The following is a 15,726-nucleotide window of genomic DNA, read 5'->3' on the forward strand; positions in this document are numbered from 1 at the left end:
CAAAAAGCGTGACACAGCTACTGTCTCACGCTTTTTGTTGTTTTTAAGAAATGGTCCGTAATTTCCCTTGAAATTCGCTAATTGATTGATACCCTTTTGTTTCCATAATTTCTGCCAATTCTTTGATGATTCTAGTAAAGATTTCTGGTCCTTCCTTGTGCAACTGCGTTCCAATTTGGAGCATGCTTGCACCACATAATAAGTGCTCAAAGGCATCTTGACCGTTACAAATCCCACCAGTTCCAATAATTTGGATTTCAGGTTTTAATCGTGTATAAAAAGCACGTACATTTGCTAAAGCTGTCGGCTTGATATACTCGCCCCCAATTCCACCAAAACCATCCTTCGGTTTGATTACTACTGTATCACTTTGAGGATCAATATATAATCCGTTTCCTACACTATTGACGGCATTCACATAAGTCAACGGAAATTGATTCAAGATATCTGCCATCGCATCGAAATGAGCAAAATCAAAATATGGTGGTAATTTCACGCCCAAAGGTTTAGTAAAAATGGCAAATGCTTGTTTAAGTGTTTCAAAAGTTGCATCAAAATCATAAGCAAGTTGTGGTTTTCCTGGAACATTAGGACAAGAAAGGTTTAATTCTGTAATTCCACGAAAATCACTTTTTTCGATCATTTCTAACATTTCTAAGTTCTCTGCTACACTCATTCCTGCAATTGAGAAAAATAACGGAGCAGCAGCCGGATTTTCTTTTTCATATTGAAGTGCGTAATCTAAATAATAAGCAAAACCTAAGTTAGGTAACCCCATCGAATTGATACTTCCTAACGCTACATCATAGTAACGTGGTTCGGGATTTCCTGCACGCTCTGGAATCGTACAACTCTTAGTAATCATCGCACCAGCATCTGAGCTTGCTAGTTCATGCATTTCTTGCACCGTTATACAATGAACACCAGACGCATTCATAAACGGATTAGCAAAAGTATGGTTGGCAAAGGTCATTTCTAAATTCAAGATAATCGCTCCTTCAAAGGCATTTTATCTAGTTTAGCATTTTCAACTAGAAAATCAATAAAAAAACTTAGTTTTTTTCAAACTAACTAAGTAATGTTCGCCTTTTAAAAGAATAAAGTTTATTTTGACAAGGATATTGTTAATCCCACTAATGATGAGCGCTCGTCTTCACGCAACCAACCTTATTTGTTTCAATACGTATCAATATGTAACAGATGAAGAAAAAGAGTCTCCATAGATAAAAATATTCTATCCACATTTTAGACGTTTTCACTTACCATAAAACCTATCTTTTTACACAAAAAAGACTGGAACACTGTCCAGTCTCTTTTCTACATTCAATCACTCAACTACTTTTCTTAACTAATTTTTTTAAGAATGATTTCTTTTTTTCTTTCAAAAAAATATCTTTTTCTAACATTTTATATAAAATAACGGCGCATGCTTCAGAAATAAAGATCAATACAGCTAAAGGTAAATAAGTATTGCTTCCCATGATTCCTACTAACGGCGTAAAAACCATTCCGATTGCATACATTCCTAATCCAAGTACGGAAGAGGCAATCCCAGCATGCTCGCCTTGTCTTTCCATAGCCATTGTTGTTACCACTGCATTTACTAAGCCCAGTGTCGATACAACTAGCAACAAACCAAGCAAAGCAAGCCACAAATGATTGGTATGGATACCACTAATAATAACCAAAATACTACCTAGAAAACCAAGACCCACGCCCCAACCTAACTGACGGAAGCTACTCATTTTCTTCGACAACACACCAGCAAGTTCTGCTGCAACCACGATCCCGATTCCATTGATTCCATAAATCAAACTAAATATTTTATCTGACAAACCAAAAACATTTTGTAACATAAAGGAAGAGCCAGAGATATAACAGAACATCGCCGCATAAACAAACCCTTGGATCAGCACGAACATCATAAATGGTCGATCACTAAATACTGCTTGCCATCCTGCTTTCTGTTCGACTTTTTCAGTTACCACTTGAACTTCATGTGTTTCCTTAAACCCGATTAGAATGCCTAAAAATAATAACAAACCAACTACTGCAAGAAAAATAAAAATACCGCGCCAAGAAAAATAACTCAAGAAAAAACTCCCCAGTAAAGGAGAAACAATCGGAAAGATACCATTGATCGCCATCAACATGGCAATGAAACGAGTCAATTGAGTACCAGAAAATAAGTCTTTCGCAATTGCTCGTGTTAAAACCACCCCAGTGGAGCTAGCAATTCCTTGAATCAATCGTAATCCTAGAAATAACCAAATATTTGTTACAGATACTGATAATAAACAGGCAATAACAGAAATACCAATACCCCACAACAGTGGTTTCTTCCGCCCAATGCGGTCACTAATTGCACCAATAAATAATGGTCCAAATGCGAGTCCGGCTAAACACATGGTCAAACTTAACTGAACCATTGATGTCGGGATCCCGAAATCTGTTTCTAGCACTGGTAAAGCTGGTAAATAAGTATCAAGTAGCAAGGGACCATATGCGCTTAATGTACCAAGCAAGATAGATAACCACCATATTTTCTTTTTATTTTCAATCATTTCCTTTCACCTCAAAAAGAAAATAGCATGGAAAAATGGAAATATCAATAAAAAACCTAGTAAGTTTTCACTTTTTTCAATAAAATGAGAACAATACTCATTTTTGATGTTTTGCCTTAAATAAAAAACGTCGAGATCTGATTGACCTCGTACGTTTTTCTTCATTAATATGACAACAATTACTTAGTTTGTTCATTTTTTTATGAAATAAACTTTTTTAATTATTTTTCATTAGTCATCCTAAAATTTGATTATCCAAGATAATTGTTTGCTTTTCAGATGGCAGGTTTTCTGTTGCCCCCTTGATTCGTTCAAGGATGATCGTTGCCGCTGTCTCCCCAATTTTTTCTGTGGGTGGATTAATCGTGACTTGTGGTAAAATACTTTGCTCGCCTTCAGATAAATAGTCATAATGACCAAACAAAATATCTTTACCTACAGAAATACCTTGTTCATTAAAGCATTCTAAGGAACCAAGAGACATATTGTAATTGCTGACAAAAAGTGCCGTTACCTTTTTCGCCAATAATTCTTTTGTTCCTTGATAACCACTCCTTCTAGTATAATCTCCTTCATATATCTCTAGTTCTACTGTAGGTTGATTTTCGATTGCATCTTTCGCGCCTAACAGCCGTTCTTTTGCTGTGTAATCTGTTTGTGGAGCAGTGATATAACCAATCTTTTGATGTCCCTTAGCCATATAATCAGAGATCACTTTTGAGACACTTTCACGATCATTTAATAAAATGACATCTGCATTATTCAATGGATCTGGATAATTCAAAGAGACGATTGGAACATTGACTTGCGCTAATTTTTCCATGTCGATCCATTCTTCACTTGATAAAAAGACAATCAATCCATCAATGGAGTGTTTCAACAAATAATCAATTTTCTCATCCATTTGTTTTTCACTTTTCGAAAAACCACTAAGCAGTATACTATAGCCATTTGCTTCAGCAACTTTTTCAATGCCAGAAACAACTTCAGAGCCAAATCGGCTGGAAATACTATTCATCAGTAAGCCAATGGAAAAACTTCGATTATTTTTAAGACCTTTGGCAATAATATTTTCTTTATAGTCTAAAGCTTTAATCGCTGAAGTGATTTTTTCAACATTTGACTGCCTTAATTGTTGACCATTCAAATACCGCGACACTGTTCCTACTGAAACACCAGCAAGTTGAGCAACGTCTCTAATTGATGCCATTTTTTCCACTCCTACCAATCACAATTGACTTCTGCCTCTTGATCATCAATCATGATTTTTGCTTTTTTGGCGAAATGCCAGCAGTTGTCTGCACCTAAATATTGGAAATCTTCTGGAAACAACTCAAACATCACCGTTTTTTCTTCCTGCGCTTTTAATTCGTGTTTGCTGAAAGCTTTAAGCATCTTTTTACGCTGAATAACGGAACCTCCAAGAAGTTTGACAAATATAAGTGAACTGACTTTGCCAGCAATCGATCCTTTATTTTTAACTTTAACGGATACCGTTATTTTGTCAATATTTGTTTTGCATTGAAGCGCTGAATAAACAAATGGAGTATAGCTTAACCCTTCCCCAAAATCATGTAGTGGACTGCCACTTAGGTCATAATAATCCTCTTGTTTTGAGGCATCTCTCTGATAATAATAGACCGGCAACTGCTGACTATTTCTAGGATAAGTAATACTTAAACGACCACTCGGATTTGATTGTCCAAGTAATGTCTTCGCGATTGCTTTTCCTCCTTCTTGCCCTGGAAACCAACCAATCAAAACAGCATCAGACACTGCTTCAACTAAAGACAAGTCAGAAGGACGACCTTGGATCATTACTGAAACAAGCGGTTTTTCAAGTTTCGCAAGTTCAGTCAAGAGAACTTCTTGCTTGCCTCCTAAAGATAACGAGGCGACATCTACGTTTTCTCCAGAATCCATATTCACCCCTTTGGATGAGACCGCACCATTTTGTAAAAATTCCATGTCAAAGTTTCGCGCACTTGATCCACCTAAAACAGTGATAATTATATCAGCCTCTCTCGCTAGTTGAAGTGCTTCTTTGATTTTTGCTTCTTGTGACACTTCATTTCGGATCTCGCAACCTTCGGCATATGTGACAGTTGCTGAAGAAAACAACTTTTTGATTTCGCGATAAATCGTTTTTTCTAATTGCATTCCTGTTTGTGGGGCTGAATAGTCACCTAACAAGTGATATAAATTGTCTGCATTTGGTCCGATTACTGCAATTTTTTTGCCGTTTGGATTTAACGGAAGGACACCATTGTTTTTAGTAAGAACTAAGCTTTCTTCCGCCAATTGTTGATTTAGTTCTCTTGATTCTGTCCATAATTTTTTCCATTGGCTCTTTGGATCTTTGATAAAAGGATCTTCAAATAACCCTAATAAAAATTTAATTGACAAAATGCGTCGTACAGCACGATCAAGCATTGCTTCGTCAATCACATTTTCTAAAATACCTTCTTCAATTCTAGTGTAAGTTTCATCCCATAAACTCAAATCAATCCCAGCAGTTAACGCATGACCTGCCGCTTCTGTTTGACTTTCATACACATCATTCAGACGATCTAGAGCAATCCCATCTGCCATGACTAATCCTTGAAAACCCATTTTTCCTCGTAGGTTTTGTTCAAACAATTCATGGTTCACATGACAAGGCACACCATCAATATCATTGTACGCAGCCATTACCCCAACAGCATTACGTGTACTTTTCAATAGCGGTGTATAAACATCTGCAAATTCTCGTCTGCCAATTGGAACAGTTCCAGAATTATGTCCCCCAAGAGCCTCTCCTTGTGCAATACAATGCTTTAAAACTACGCCAATTTGTTCTTTCGACCGATCAATGTCCATCACCCGTTGATCTAAGAAAGTTGTTTTATCAGAAATCAACGACCCTTGAAACCCTTCAACGATTGCTTCGCTCATTCGCGCACTAAGAATCGGATCTTCCCCAAAACATTCTTCTGACCTTCCCCAGCGTGGATCTTTTAATAAATCCAAAGTTGAAACCAAAGCTAAATGCACACCTTTTGCTGCTAATTCTTTTGCCATCAAGTGACTCGTCTGTTTAACAAGTTCTAAATTGAAACTGCTACCACGACCGATATTCGTAGGATAAGAAATGCTTTCAAGTCCTTGGTGTCCATGAGGACATTCTTCGACAATCAAAGCAGGAATCCCCCATCTAGAATGATCAATCACATATGCTTGAACCTGATTTGCTACTTTCCAGCTATCTTTTGCAGCAATGCCGTTTTTGTGATCGACTTTTGACCAAGGATCTGCACGAAATAACCCATAGAGCGCTCCGATTCCTCCACCCCATTGGACATGATTCTTAAATTTTTCGGTTAATTCAATTGTTTCTTGCTTTTTTTCATAACATTCCCATCCATAAAGATGTTGATTGACTTGCCCAACTTTTTCGCTAAGGTTCATTCGTGCTACTAAATCTTCTACACGTTCGCGAATAGTTAACTGTGCATTTTGATATGGATAATTAACCAAGTTCTCCCGCTCCTTCTTGTCTTGCTTTATTTGCAGCTAATACAAATGGTACAAATAAAAAGACGTCTAAAATAATCAATAAAACTGTCAAAATGGCTGCCTTAACATCGCCACCTGTTGCAATAAATGATTGGATAACTGGTGGTGTGATCCATGGGGCTGCAGCAACTGTTTTTTCAATCAAGCCAACACTTGTTGCAACATAAGCAATAACTAAATTGATAGATGGAATAAGTGCACAAGGAATCATGTAGATTGGATTCATTACGACTGGTAATCCAAACATCACAGGTTCAGTAATGTTGAACAAACACGTTGTCAAACCAAACTTAGCGATTTGTCGCTGTTCTTGTCGTTTTGAAACCCACAAAATCGCAATTACCAATGGTAAGATACAACCTCCACCACCAATCAATCCAAATGCATTCGTAAAAGGTTCGGTGATAATATTAGGAATTTCTTTTCCAGCAGAAAAAGCATCCATGTTTTCTTGAATCGATTGTAATAGTGGTGCTTGGCGAATTGGTGCCAAAATACTTGAGCCATGCATCCCAAAAACCCAGAGGAAATCAGAGAAAAATTGTAAAAATAAAATACCAGGAACAGACAAGACAAAGGCTTTTAAAGGTGTTTGAATGGCTAATTCAATCAAACTTGGAAAATCAAGACCAGTAAACTTATCCAGTAGAAAAACAAAAATAGCAAATAAAAGAATAACTGCTGTTTCAGGAACTAACGAATTGAATGAAGTGGCAACTGCCGGTGGAACACCATCAGGCATTTTGATTTTTAACTTCTTGATTTTTGCTAGCTTCATAAATAATTCTGTCCCCACAATTGAAGCAATCATCGCTGTTGCTAAGCCAGAAGATGAAGTCAAACTTTGTAAAAATACACCAGTTGCTTCCGCTGTACTACCGTCCACCAAAGTAACATTGCTTTTCAACGGCATCAAAATAAACATAACAGCAACACTTAACACACCCGCGTGAACTGCGCTAAATGCTGGATCATTCATTTCACCAGATCGAATATAATGATTCGCTAAATTCCAGCCGATGTTGTAACACACAACAATCGCTAGAATGCTCATCGTACCATTATTGACGATTGAAGCTAGGTTGGCTAGAAAACTTAAGTCGATCCATTGTTGGACAAAAGCATTAGAAAAAATCAATGCATTCAATAAAACCATGACAGAGGCTGCCATCACGAGTGGCATCGTAATAATAAAACTGTCCCGAATTGCAAGTAAGTGACGCTGGCTGTTCATCTTAGAAACGATTGGTAATAACTTTTCAGATAACTTGTCTACAAAACTCATTAGTAAATCTCCCCCATTTAAATAAGTTGAACCGGTTCAACTTCACTATATCATGACTTTTCTTTTTTGCAATAGTTTTTTTGAAGGCGGATTCATTTTTTTGTTAAATAACTGTTTGCTCAGGCAATAAATCGTACAAAAAAAACAGTCAAAAGAATTAAAAAACTCTTGACCGTTTTATTTGCGATAATTGATTTTTAATTTCTATTATCAATCAACATAACCTTTTGTTCATTTCACGATTCAAATTTTCAAGCCAATCTTCTCATTTTTGTTCTTTTCAAAAATTCATCGCAAAAAGCAGCCACATTTGTCCTTATCACTTCAAGAAAATTTTTCCTGTTGACTATGCCTTCTTCAAGTAGATCAATCAATTCATATTGAACTTCCATCATGTCATAGACCAGTTACAAATTTCCACATATGGCTTTGGATTTTTTGAAAACAAATTGATAATCCGTTCTTATCAACAATCGCAATGCGTTCATTTTGAGAAATCGTTAATTCATCAATAGTTAAGATGCTTTTAGCAACATAATTTTTCAATATTTTTTAACTCAACAGCTAAGTTTTCCATTTTTTCCGTTCCCTTTATGAGGAAAAAGTGTATACAAAAAGAGGTAGCCATAAACCACCCCCCTTGATTTCAATCAAAATGACCGAAGGAAAAAAGGATACATTCATCCTCGAAATCACATGTGCTTAAGACTTTTTTATTAACTAAGTGTTGTTAAAAAGTGCACTGCGCAATTTCATGGAAGCAGTTATCCTATTCTCCTTTACTTTTTTACTAAACTATTTCAATGATGACCTTCAAGCCTCAACTACTTGCTGATCATCCTTGAATCCAGTTTTTGCAAAAATCCATAATAGTAACAAAACAGCTACAGTTGATTGGATTCCCAACATTAAAATCAAATCAAAATGTAAAAAACCAACTATCGCAGCAAGAATCGATCCTACACCCAAGACATTCAGCATCAGATTCGCACTTTCTTTAAATGTTTGGATAGAAGAAAACCGGCTTTTTCGGGTCATCCATAAAAAGAGAGAAGCACCAAACAAAATCATGATCGTCATGACTAGTAAGATAAACCCTAAACTTAGACTGTAAGACAAGATAATCACTGGCCGATTGCTGAGATAAAATTGTTCTTCTATAAATCGTTCAAATTCTTGTGGTGTTTGACTCGTCGCTGGCGTAAAAGACGGCCCATAGTTCATCGTATAACTTCTTGTTTGCCCGTTATCTATTTGTTGAATATGCCACTGTGTTTTTTCAAAATTAATAAACGTACCCTTTTGTTGGACACTTTTTGGCAAATTCACACCCACGATTAATTCTTGGTTTTCAAAAATGACAGCTTCTTTCCCCTTTAATTCACCATTGACAACTTGTAAGTGAGAAAACTGTTCCGCACCTGCTTGATCTATCATCTGATTGACCGCTAAAAATTGTTGGCTTGGTATTGCGGTAATCTGATTTGCGTAATAAAGAGTGACTGGAATCGTCATAAAAGAGACTAAAAAGACTAATACTAAGAAAAATTTGGGCCATGAAAGTTCCTTTCGACCAGCAAACAAGCGTTTTGGTCCAGCTAGGCTAGCGAAATAATTAAATGGGAAAGTTTGCATTTCTGATACCTCCTATCCTTTGGTTCCTCCTGAAGTTAATCCTGTAACAAAGTTCTTTTGTAAGAAGAAGAATAACAAACAGATTGGTAAAGCAATCAAGATTGCTCCGGCCGCAAATAACGATACTCTTTGATTCGTTACATCAGAAATAAAGGTTTGTAACCCGACTGCTACTGTTTGGTTCTCAGGTGTACGTAATAAGAATTTTGATAGCATGAAATCACCAAATGGTCCCATGAATGCCCACAAGGCTTGAACGGCGATCATTGGTTTAACTAATGGCAAAACGATTTGAGCGAAAATTCGAAAATGCCCTGCGCCATCTAACTTCGCAGATTCATCAAGGTCAATGGGCACAGTATCAAAATAACCTTTCATCAGCCAAGTATTCATCGGAATCCCCCCACCAATGTAAATCATCGTTAAGAACCAATACTTGTCTAACGCATCTAGTAAGAATGCCATAACATAAAAAGCAGTCAAAGCGGCCATCGTTGGCACCATTTGAATAACTAAGAAAAACATCAAACTTGATTTACGACCAATAAAGCGATACCGACTATACGTATAACCTGCTAATGTTACCACCGTTACTTGTATCACCATTGTTAACACAGAAATAACCAGAGTATTTTTATACCAAGTGCCGTACAATGTTTCATTAAATAAACGTGAAAAATTATTCAACGTCCATTCACCAGATAAGTCCAAACTAAATGCAGCAATGTTCCCTGGTTTAAATGCTGTACTAGCAGTAATCAATAGTGGGTATAAAATAATGATTGAGAGCAAAATCAAGAAAGCATACGTAAAAAAGTGTGATACTCTTCGTTGAAATCTCGCACTAGAATTTATTTTTTTCATCTGCTAATCCCCCATATTGAACGCATTTGTTTTCTTAAAGACAAGCAAAGAAACACAAATTACCACAGCAGAAATAATCAAAGTGATTGCGGAAGCCATTGAATACTGTGGTGATGTCCCTGTTGTCAATTTATAGATCCAAGAGATCAAAATATCGGTTGAACCTGCGCCTCCACCGACACTACCCGGCCCACCATTATTAAATAGATAGATCATCGAGAAGTTATTGAAGTTTCCTGTATATTGAGTGATGAATGTTGGTGCTGCCACTAAGAAAATTGCAGGTAACGTTATATTTGAGAAACGTTTCCAAGCATTTGCCCCATCGATTTTTGCTGCTTCGTACAGATCCTCAGAGATTGATTGCAAAATTCCAGTTACCATAACATAGATGTATGGGAATCCTAACCAGCCTTGAACAAGGATAATTGCTACTTTTGTCCAATTTGGATCTGTTTTCCAAGAAATTGCACCAATATCAACAAAAGGTAGATTATTCAAAAATGGAATGACTTGCGTGTTGATCGCGCCAACACTGTCATTGAAAATGTTAGAGAAACTCATAATTGTAATAAAAGCAGGAACAGCCCATGGTAATAAGAAAATAATACCAAATACACGTTTAAATTTAATAAATTTTTGATGCGCAACTACAGCAGTCAGAACACCTAAGCTAATTTGCAGAGTCGTTGCACACAAAGTCCAGATGATAGTCCAACTGAAAACTGATAAAAAAGTATTTCGATAAGAACTTAAAAAGAAGATACTAAAGAAGTTTTTGAATCCCACCCAATCAATTAGACTTGCAGGAGGAATATGATTAAAATCGTAGTTTGTAAATGCGGTGAATAAAGTAACTAATACTGGAAAAATAATGGTGAAAATCATTAAAAGATACGCTGGTAAAGTCAACAAGTAAGGAAATCCCTCATCACCAATTGTCAGCAATGTTTCTTTCATCGTTCTATTGATTTTCTGCCCATTTTTTCGCATAGTTGCAACACGGTGTGCATCATAAAGATTTAACGCATAAAAGAGAAAGAAAATGATCGTGATGATCAATTGTAATGTTCCTTCAATCAAAATAAATAACGAATGATCTTCTATAGGGATACTTCCCAGTGTTACTAATCCAACTAATGATTGAAAACCACCAAGGATCATTTGAATCACAAAAATAAGAAAAATACTGAAGAAGGTGACTCCCTTCGCTTTTTGTCCATTTGCTAGCTGACCTAAGCCAGGTATTAGTGAAAAAAGTGTCACTTTATTGACTTGAACTTCATTTTTCGTTCCAGACTGCTTCATCTAAAACGCCCCCTAATCATTTGATTCTAATTAGTTAAAGGGGACGTGACCTGAGCCACTGTTCCCCTTCTCCTTTTTTGTCTAGCTTTGTGGAACTGTTAATATTTTTGTTCAATTGCCTCAGTAATTGTTTTCACTGCACTGTTCGCAGATTCTTTTGGTGTTTTAGCACCAGAAGCTGCATCAAACATTAAGTTTTCTGCCCCTGTCCAAACTTCAGCCATTTCTGGGATGTTTGGCATTGCTTGTGCTGTTTCATATTGTTCAATTACCGCAGTTGTCAATTCATCATTTTTGGCTTTAGCAGTTTCGCGTGCACTTTGGTTTGCAGGAATTTCATTGACCATTTCAAAGAATGTTTCTTGGTTTTCTTGATTCGTTACATAATCAAGCCATTTTTGAGCCACATCTTTATTTTTTGCGTAGTTGCTAACAACCCAGCCTTTACCTCCACCAAATGGTTGGTAAGATTCCCCGTTATCTAATGTTGGAATTTTTGCTACGCCGTAGTTAACTTTACTTTCTTTATACGATTGTGCTTGCCAAGGTCCATCGATAATTGCTGCCGCTTTGTTTGAAGTAAACTGTTGTGTCACAAAGTCGCCAGCACTAGTCACATCTTGCATGCCTTTTGGCCAAACATTTTGGAACCAGTCCGTTGCATAAGTAATTCCTTCGACTGCACCAGCATTATTCAACCCGATATCTGAAGCATCCGTTCCATCTTCACCAAAAACATAACCACCATAACCTGCAAGTAGTCCATATGAATAATAGAAATCAGTCCATTTTGCTAAGAAACCGGTATTTTTTCCTGCTTCTGAATCAAAAGCAAACCGTTCATCTTTCGCAAGATCTTCGACTTCTTTAAATGTTGTTGGTGCTGCATCAATCAAGTCTTTGTTGTAATACAAAACAAGTGTTTCAATTACGGCTGGTTCTCCGTAAATTTTGCCGTCATAAGTTACTTGTGCCTTATCTGTTTCATCATAATCTGCTTCATTTCCCAATTTCACTTCCGCCAAGTGACCTTGTTGCCCCAAAGCACCGATTCGGTCATAAGCAGCCATCATCACGTCTGGTCCTTTTCCTGCAGGACCATCGAGAGCTAACGCTTCTAGTTGATCAAACATGTCTTTTTCAACTAATTTTATTTTGACATCATTCTCTTTTTCAAACTTTCCTTTGATCTCATTCATGTAATCGGTATAACCTGAGTCAACAGAAATCGTTAGTGTTTTTTCATCATCTGCTGCTTTACTACTTGATTTCCCGCCACTGCCACAAGCAGCAAGTCCACCAATCACTCCGACTGAAAGCAAACCTAAACCTAACGTCTTCATCATTTTACTTTTCATTTTTTATTCCCCCTGTATTTTATTTTTCAGTTTTCTTACTAAAATCATTATACTGTTATAAAAAATAATCATGCAACCGCTTTCTGTTTGTTACCGGTAACAAAATATCAGCAGCTCAGAATAAAACCATGTGGCTGAATCTCAATCTTTTCATCCTTCAAAGTATGAACACCTTGTGAAAAAAGTACATCACTTGGTTGTTCTAAGACATACACTTCTTCTGTTTCATTAAAAACAGCTTGGACTTTTTGTTGATCAAGTTGTCGAGCAAATACAATAATCCCTTGTGTTTCAGGTGATATTTCCCATATAGTTTCTCCCTCAGACAAAATCAAATGCAACCGTTTGCGCAAATGGACAAGTTCTTTCATAAAAGCAAAAAGTTCCAAGTCTTGCTTTTCTTCGTCCCAAATCATACATTTCCGACAATCAGGATCATCTTGTCCTGTTAAACCAATTTCTGTTCCATAGTAGATACATGGGGAACCTTTTTGTAAAAACATGAACGTCATGATTGCTTTTAGCAAATCTTTGTTTTCTTCACACATCGTGAGAATTCGTGCTGTGTCATGGGAGTCCAATAAATTGAACGTTCCTTCATTGACTTGATCACGATACAGCATTTGTTGTTGGTTCATTCCGCTGATCATTTGCGAAACACTGATTTTCTTTTTCACAAAATAGTCTTTGATTGAATCTGTAAATGCATAATTCATTACTGCGTGGAATTCATCGCCTTGCAACCAAGCCTGTGAAGAATGCCAGATTTCGCCTAAAATATAAATATCTGGTTTTACCTCAGTGACTGCTTTATAGAATTTTTTCCAGAAATGATGATCAACTTCATTTGCCACATCTAGTCGCCAGCCATCAATATCAAATTCTTCGATCCAATAAGTTGCGATCTTTAAAAGGTGTGCTTGAACCTCAGGATTTGCCGTATTTAACTTAGGCATATGCGGCGTAAACGCAAACGTATCATAAGAAAGCTGTTCTGCGGTTTCTGGCAACTCAGTTAAACGATAATTATCCACCGGAAAAGAATGGATATGGAACCAATCTTTATAAGTCGATGCTTCACCATTCTTCACTACGTCTTGCCATTGCGGTGAATCATCGCCCATATGATTGAAAACAGCATCCAACATCACACGAATCCCTCGTTGATGTGCCTGTTCAATCAATGTTTTAAATAACTTTTTATCACCAAAATGAGGATCAATTTCTAAATAGTCAATCGTGTCATATTTGTGATTAGAGGTGGCTTTAAAAACTGGACAGAAGTAAATACCATTGATTCCTAAATCAACTAAGTAATCCAGATGATCAATTACTCCTTGTAGATCACCACCAAAGAAATCATCCCGATCAGGTGCTTTGCTTCCCCACGGTAATGTATTTTCTGGATCATTACTCGGATCTCCATTAGCAAAACGTTCTGGAAAAATTTGATACCAAACAGTTTCTTTTACCCATTCTGGCACCTTGAAGCGGTCAATCTCTTGAAAATAAGGCATTCTAAAGTACATGTTTGGTTCTGCTAAAAAGCGAGTTTGATAAGGAAATACTCCTTGATCCCCGTAAAAACATTCCGTTTCATCTTTACCAATCACATGAAAACCGTACTGGATTCTTTTAGTATCACTACGGACTTCAAGTTCCCAATAGTCATGCACATTGGTACTCAGTCCTTTTTTCATTGGCACTTCTTCTAAGTACCACTCTTTTGTTGTGAATGTGTACGGATCTCCTTTTATCACAAATACTTTTTCGATATCATCTTTGCCAGTTCGAAGTCGCAAACGAAGTGCTTCTTTCGTGTACAAATAAGCAAATTCGCTTTCTGGACGATGATAAACTGCTGCAGTGTTCATGTATTTCCTCCTTTTTTTACTTCTGAGATAATTTCACTATAAAAGAATCACTCACGAAAGACAACGCTTTCAAAAATGTTAACGATAACAAGTTCTCTTGGCACAAAAAAAGCACGAAAACAGCTCTTAGTTTTCGTGCTTTTTATTGTTTGATTGAATAATGGAATGAAAACGTTTGTTTCTGTTCACAAACCTCTTCGATTGCACGCCAATCTATCTCAATTCCTAAACCAACGCCTTGAGGAACAGCAATCCTTCCTTTTTCCATTTTTGCTGGTTCCTTAATGATGTCCTTAGCGTAATAACGATTGGCGGCGGAAATATCACCGGGAAAAGTAAAGCTAGTTTGACTAGCAAACTGTAAATTCAATGCTCTGCCAATGCCAGACTCAAACATTCCTCCAAGCCAAACGAGCAATTGATGCGTTTGACAAAAATCAACAATTCGTAAAGCTTCCGTGATGCCTCCCACGCGTGGAATCTTTAAATTAATTGATCGACAACTTCCTAATGCATAAGCGGTTTTTACATCCTCTACTGTCCGAATATTTTCATCTAAACAAATTTTTGTCTGAAGTTGTTGCTGCAATCGGGCATGATCGACAAAATCTCTTTGATGAAAAGGTTGCTCAATCATCGCTAAATTTAATTGATCTAATTGTTTAAACAACTCTAAATCAGCTAATGTATACGCTGAATTTGCGTCTGCCATCAGTGTAACATCTGGGAAATTCTCACGAATAGCACTTAGCGGTACGATGTCATACCCCGGTTTGATTTTTACTTTGATGCGCTGATATCCTTGTTTAAGATAACTTGACACTTGTGCAATCAACTCTTCTGTCGTCGCATGAATCCCAACACTGACACCAACCGGAAGCGTTGACTTGTGACTACCAAAATAACTTTGTAAACTTCGCTGTTCACGTTTTGCAAATAGGTCCCAAACAGCCGTTTCTAATGCTGATTTTGCCATGAAATTTCCTTGAATAGTTTGAAACAAGGACCAAACATCTCCCGCCTTTTGCAAATCAGATTGAAATAGACGTGGCACTAATTGTTCTTCAATAAGCTGTCGATCCGCACCAATCGTTTCTTCGATGTAATCGGGTTGTTCAAAAGAAACCAACTCTCCGTATCCTCGATTGCCTAACTCATCTTCTAAAATCAAAAGGTCTAACGGTTTTGCTTCAAGTACACCGTAACTTGTTTGAAAAGGAGTAATTAAGGGGAGACATAGTTGATATCGCTCGATCTTCGTAATTTTCATCACATGTTCCTCA

General features: G+C 37.0%; 11 protein-coding genes. All 11 read right to left on the minus strand.

Translation table 11 applies throughout. The annotated features are described in order from the left end of the window. Window positions 1-43: 43 nt before the first annotated feature. The gene (locus tag DOK81_RS03385; protein ID WP_206908040.1) at window positions 44-985 is read right to left on the minus strand and encodes a dihydroorotate oxidase; all 942 of its coding nucleotides are present in this window, start codon (window positions 983-985) and stop codon (window positions 44-46) included. Between the two features lie 346 nt (window positions 986-1,331). Then, a complete protein-coding gene (locus DOK81_RS03390) occupies window positions 1,332-2,564 on the minus strand; it encodes a multidrug effflux MFS transporter (RefSeq protein WP_206908041.1) in 1,233 nt (410 codons plus the stop codon). A 235-nt stretch (window positions 2,565-2,799) separates the two neighbouring features. Beyond that, window positions 2,800-3,774, minus strand: a complete 975-nt coding sequence (locus tag DOK81_RS03395) for a LacI family DNA-binding transcriptional regulator (RefSeq protein WP_206908043.1) — start codon at window positions 3,772-3,774, stop codon at window positions 2,800-2,802. Between the two features lie 11 nt (window positions 3,775-3,785). Beyond that, window positions 3,786-6,080: a glycoside hydrolase family 3 N-terminal domain-containing protein gene (locus DOK81_RS03400; RefSeq protein ID WP_206908045.1), complete on the minus strand. Its 2,295-nt coding sequence runs from the start codon at window positions 6,078-6,080 to the stop codon at window positions 3,786-3,788. Next, complete coding sequence (locus tag DOK81_RS03405) at window positions 6,073-7,404, minus strand: PTS transporter subunit EIIC (RefSeq protein ID WP_206898031.1); 1,332 nt, start codon at window positions 7,402-7,404, stop codon at window positions 6,073-6,075. Before DOK81_RS03405 ends, DOK81_RS03400 begins: the two co-directional genes overlap by 8 nt. Window positions 7,405-8,217: 813 nt before the next feature. Further along, entirely contained in the window at window positions 8,218-9,039 is an 822-nt protein-coding gene (locus DOK81_RS03415) for a maltodextrose utilization protein MalA (protein WP_206908048.1), read from the minus strand. A gap of 12 nt (window positions 9,040-9,051) precedes the next feature. Continuing rightward, on the minus strand, window positions 9,052-9,903 hold the full coding sequence (locus DOK81_RS03420) for a sugar ABC transporter permease (RefSeq protein ID WP_206908049.1): 852 nt from the start codon (window positions 9,901-9,903) through the stop codon (window positions 9,052-9,054). Window positions 9,904-9,906: 3 nt separating this feature from the next. Continuing rightward, window positions 9,907-11,211 carry a sugar ABC transporter permease gene (locus DOK81_RS03425; protein WP_206908050.1) on the minus strand — a complete coding sequence of 435 codons (1,305 nt, stop codon included), beginning with the start codon at window positions 11,209-11,211 and terminating at the stop codon, window positions 9,907-9,909. Between the two features lie 98 nt (window positions 11,212-11,309). Next, window positions 11,310-12,569 (minus strand): extracellular solute-binding protein, encoded by a 1,260-nt coding sequence (locus DOK81_RS03430; RefSeq protein WP_206908052.1) that lies wholly within the window; start codon window positions 12,567-12,569, stop codon window positions 11,310-11,312. 107 nt (window positions 12,570-12,676) lie between these two features. Further along, window positions 12,677-14,443 carry a glycoside hydrolase family 13 protein gene (locus DOK81_RS03435; RefSeq protein WP_206908054.1) on the minus strand — a complete coding sequence of 589 codons (1,767 nt, stop codon included), beginning with the start codon at window positions 14,441-14,443 and terminating at the stop codon, window positions 12,677-12,679. Between the two features lie 142 nt (window positions 14,444-14,585). After that, window positions 14,586-15,713: an o-succinylbenzoate synthase gene (menC, locus tag DOK81_RS03440; protein ID WP_206908055.1), complete on the minus strand. Its 1,128-nt coding sequence runs from the start codon at window positions 15,711-15,713 to the stop codon at window positions 14,586-14,588. Between the last annotated feature and the right edge of the window lie 13 nt (window positions 15,714-15,726).

The organism is Enterococcus sp. DIV0660C (assembly GCF_017316125.1).
Classification (GTDB): Bacteria; Bacillota; Bacilli; order Lactobacillales; family Enterococcaceae; genus Enterococcus_B.

Bases quoted from the DNA above. Each gene is read 5' to 3' on its own strand.
- DOK81_RS03390 (WP_206908041.1), bottom strand. From the start codon at position 2,564: ATGATTGAAAATAAAAAGAAAATATGGTGGTTATCTATCTTGCTTGGT.
- DOK81_RS03395 (WP_206908043.1), bottom strand. From the start codon at position 3,774: ATGGCATCAATTAGAGACGTTGCTCAACTTGCTGGTGTTTCAGTAGGA.
- DOK81_RS03430 (WP_206908052.1), bottom strand. From the start codon at position 12,569: ATGAAAAGTAAAATGATGAAGACGTTAGGTTTAGGTTTGCTTTCAGTC.
- DOK81_RS03420 (WP_206908049.1), bottom strand. From the start codon at position 9,903: ATGAAAAAAATAAATTCTAGTGCGAGATTTCAACGAAGAGTATCACAC.
- DOK81_RS03425 (WP_206908050.1), bottom strand. From the start codon at position 11,211: ATGAAGCAGTCTGGAACGAAAAATGAAGTTCAAGTCAATAAAGTGACA.
- DOK81_RS03415 (WP_206908048.1), bottom strand. From the start codon at position 9,039: ATGCAAACTTTCCCATTTAATTATTTCGCTAGCCTAGCTGGACCAAAA.
- DOK81_RS03435 (WP_206908054.1), bottom strand. From the start codon at position 14,443: ATGAACACTGCAGCAGTTTATCATCGTCCAGAAAGCGAATTTGCTTAT.
- DOK81_RS03405 (WP_206898031.1), bottom strand. From the start codon at position 7,404: ATGAGTTTTGTAGACAAGTTATCTGAAAAGTTATTACCAATCGTTTCT.
- menC (WP_206908055.1), bottom strand. From the start codon at position 15,713: ATGAAAATTACGAAGATCGAGCGATATCAACTATGTCTCCCCTTAATT.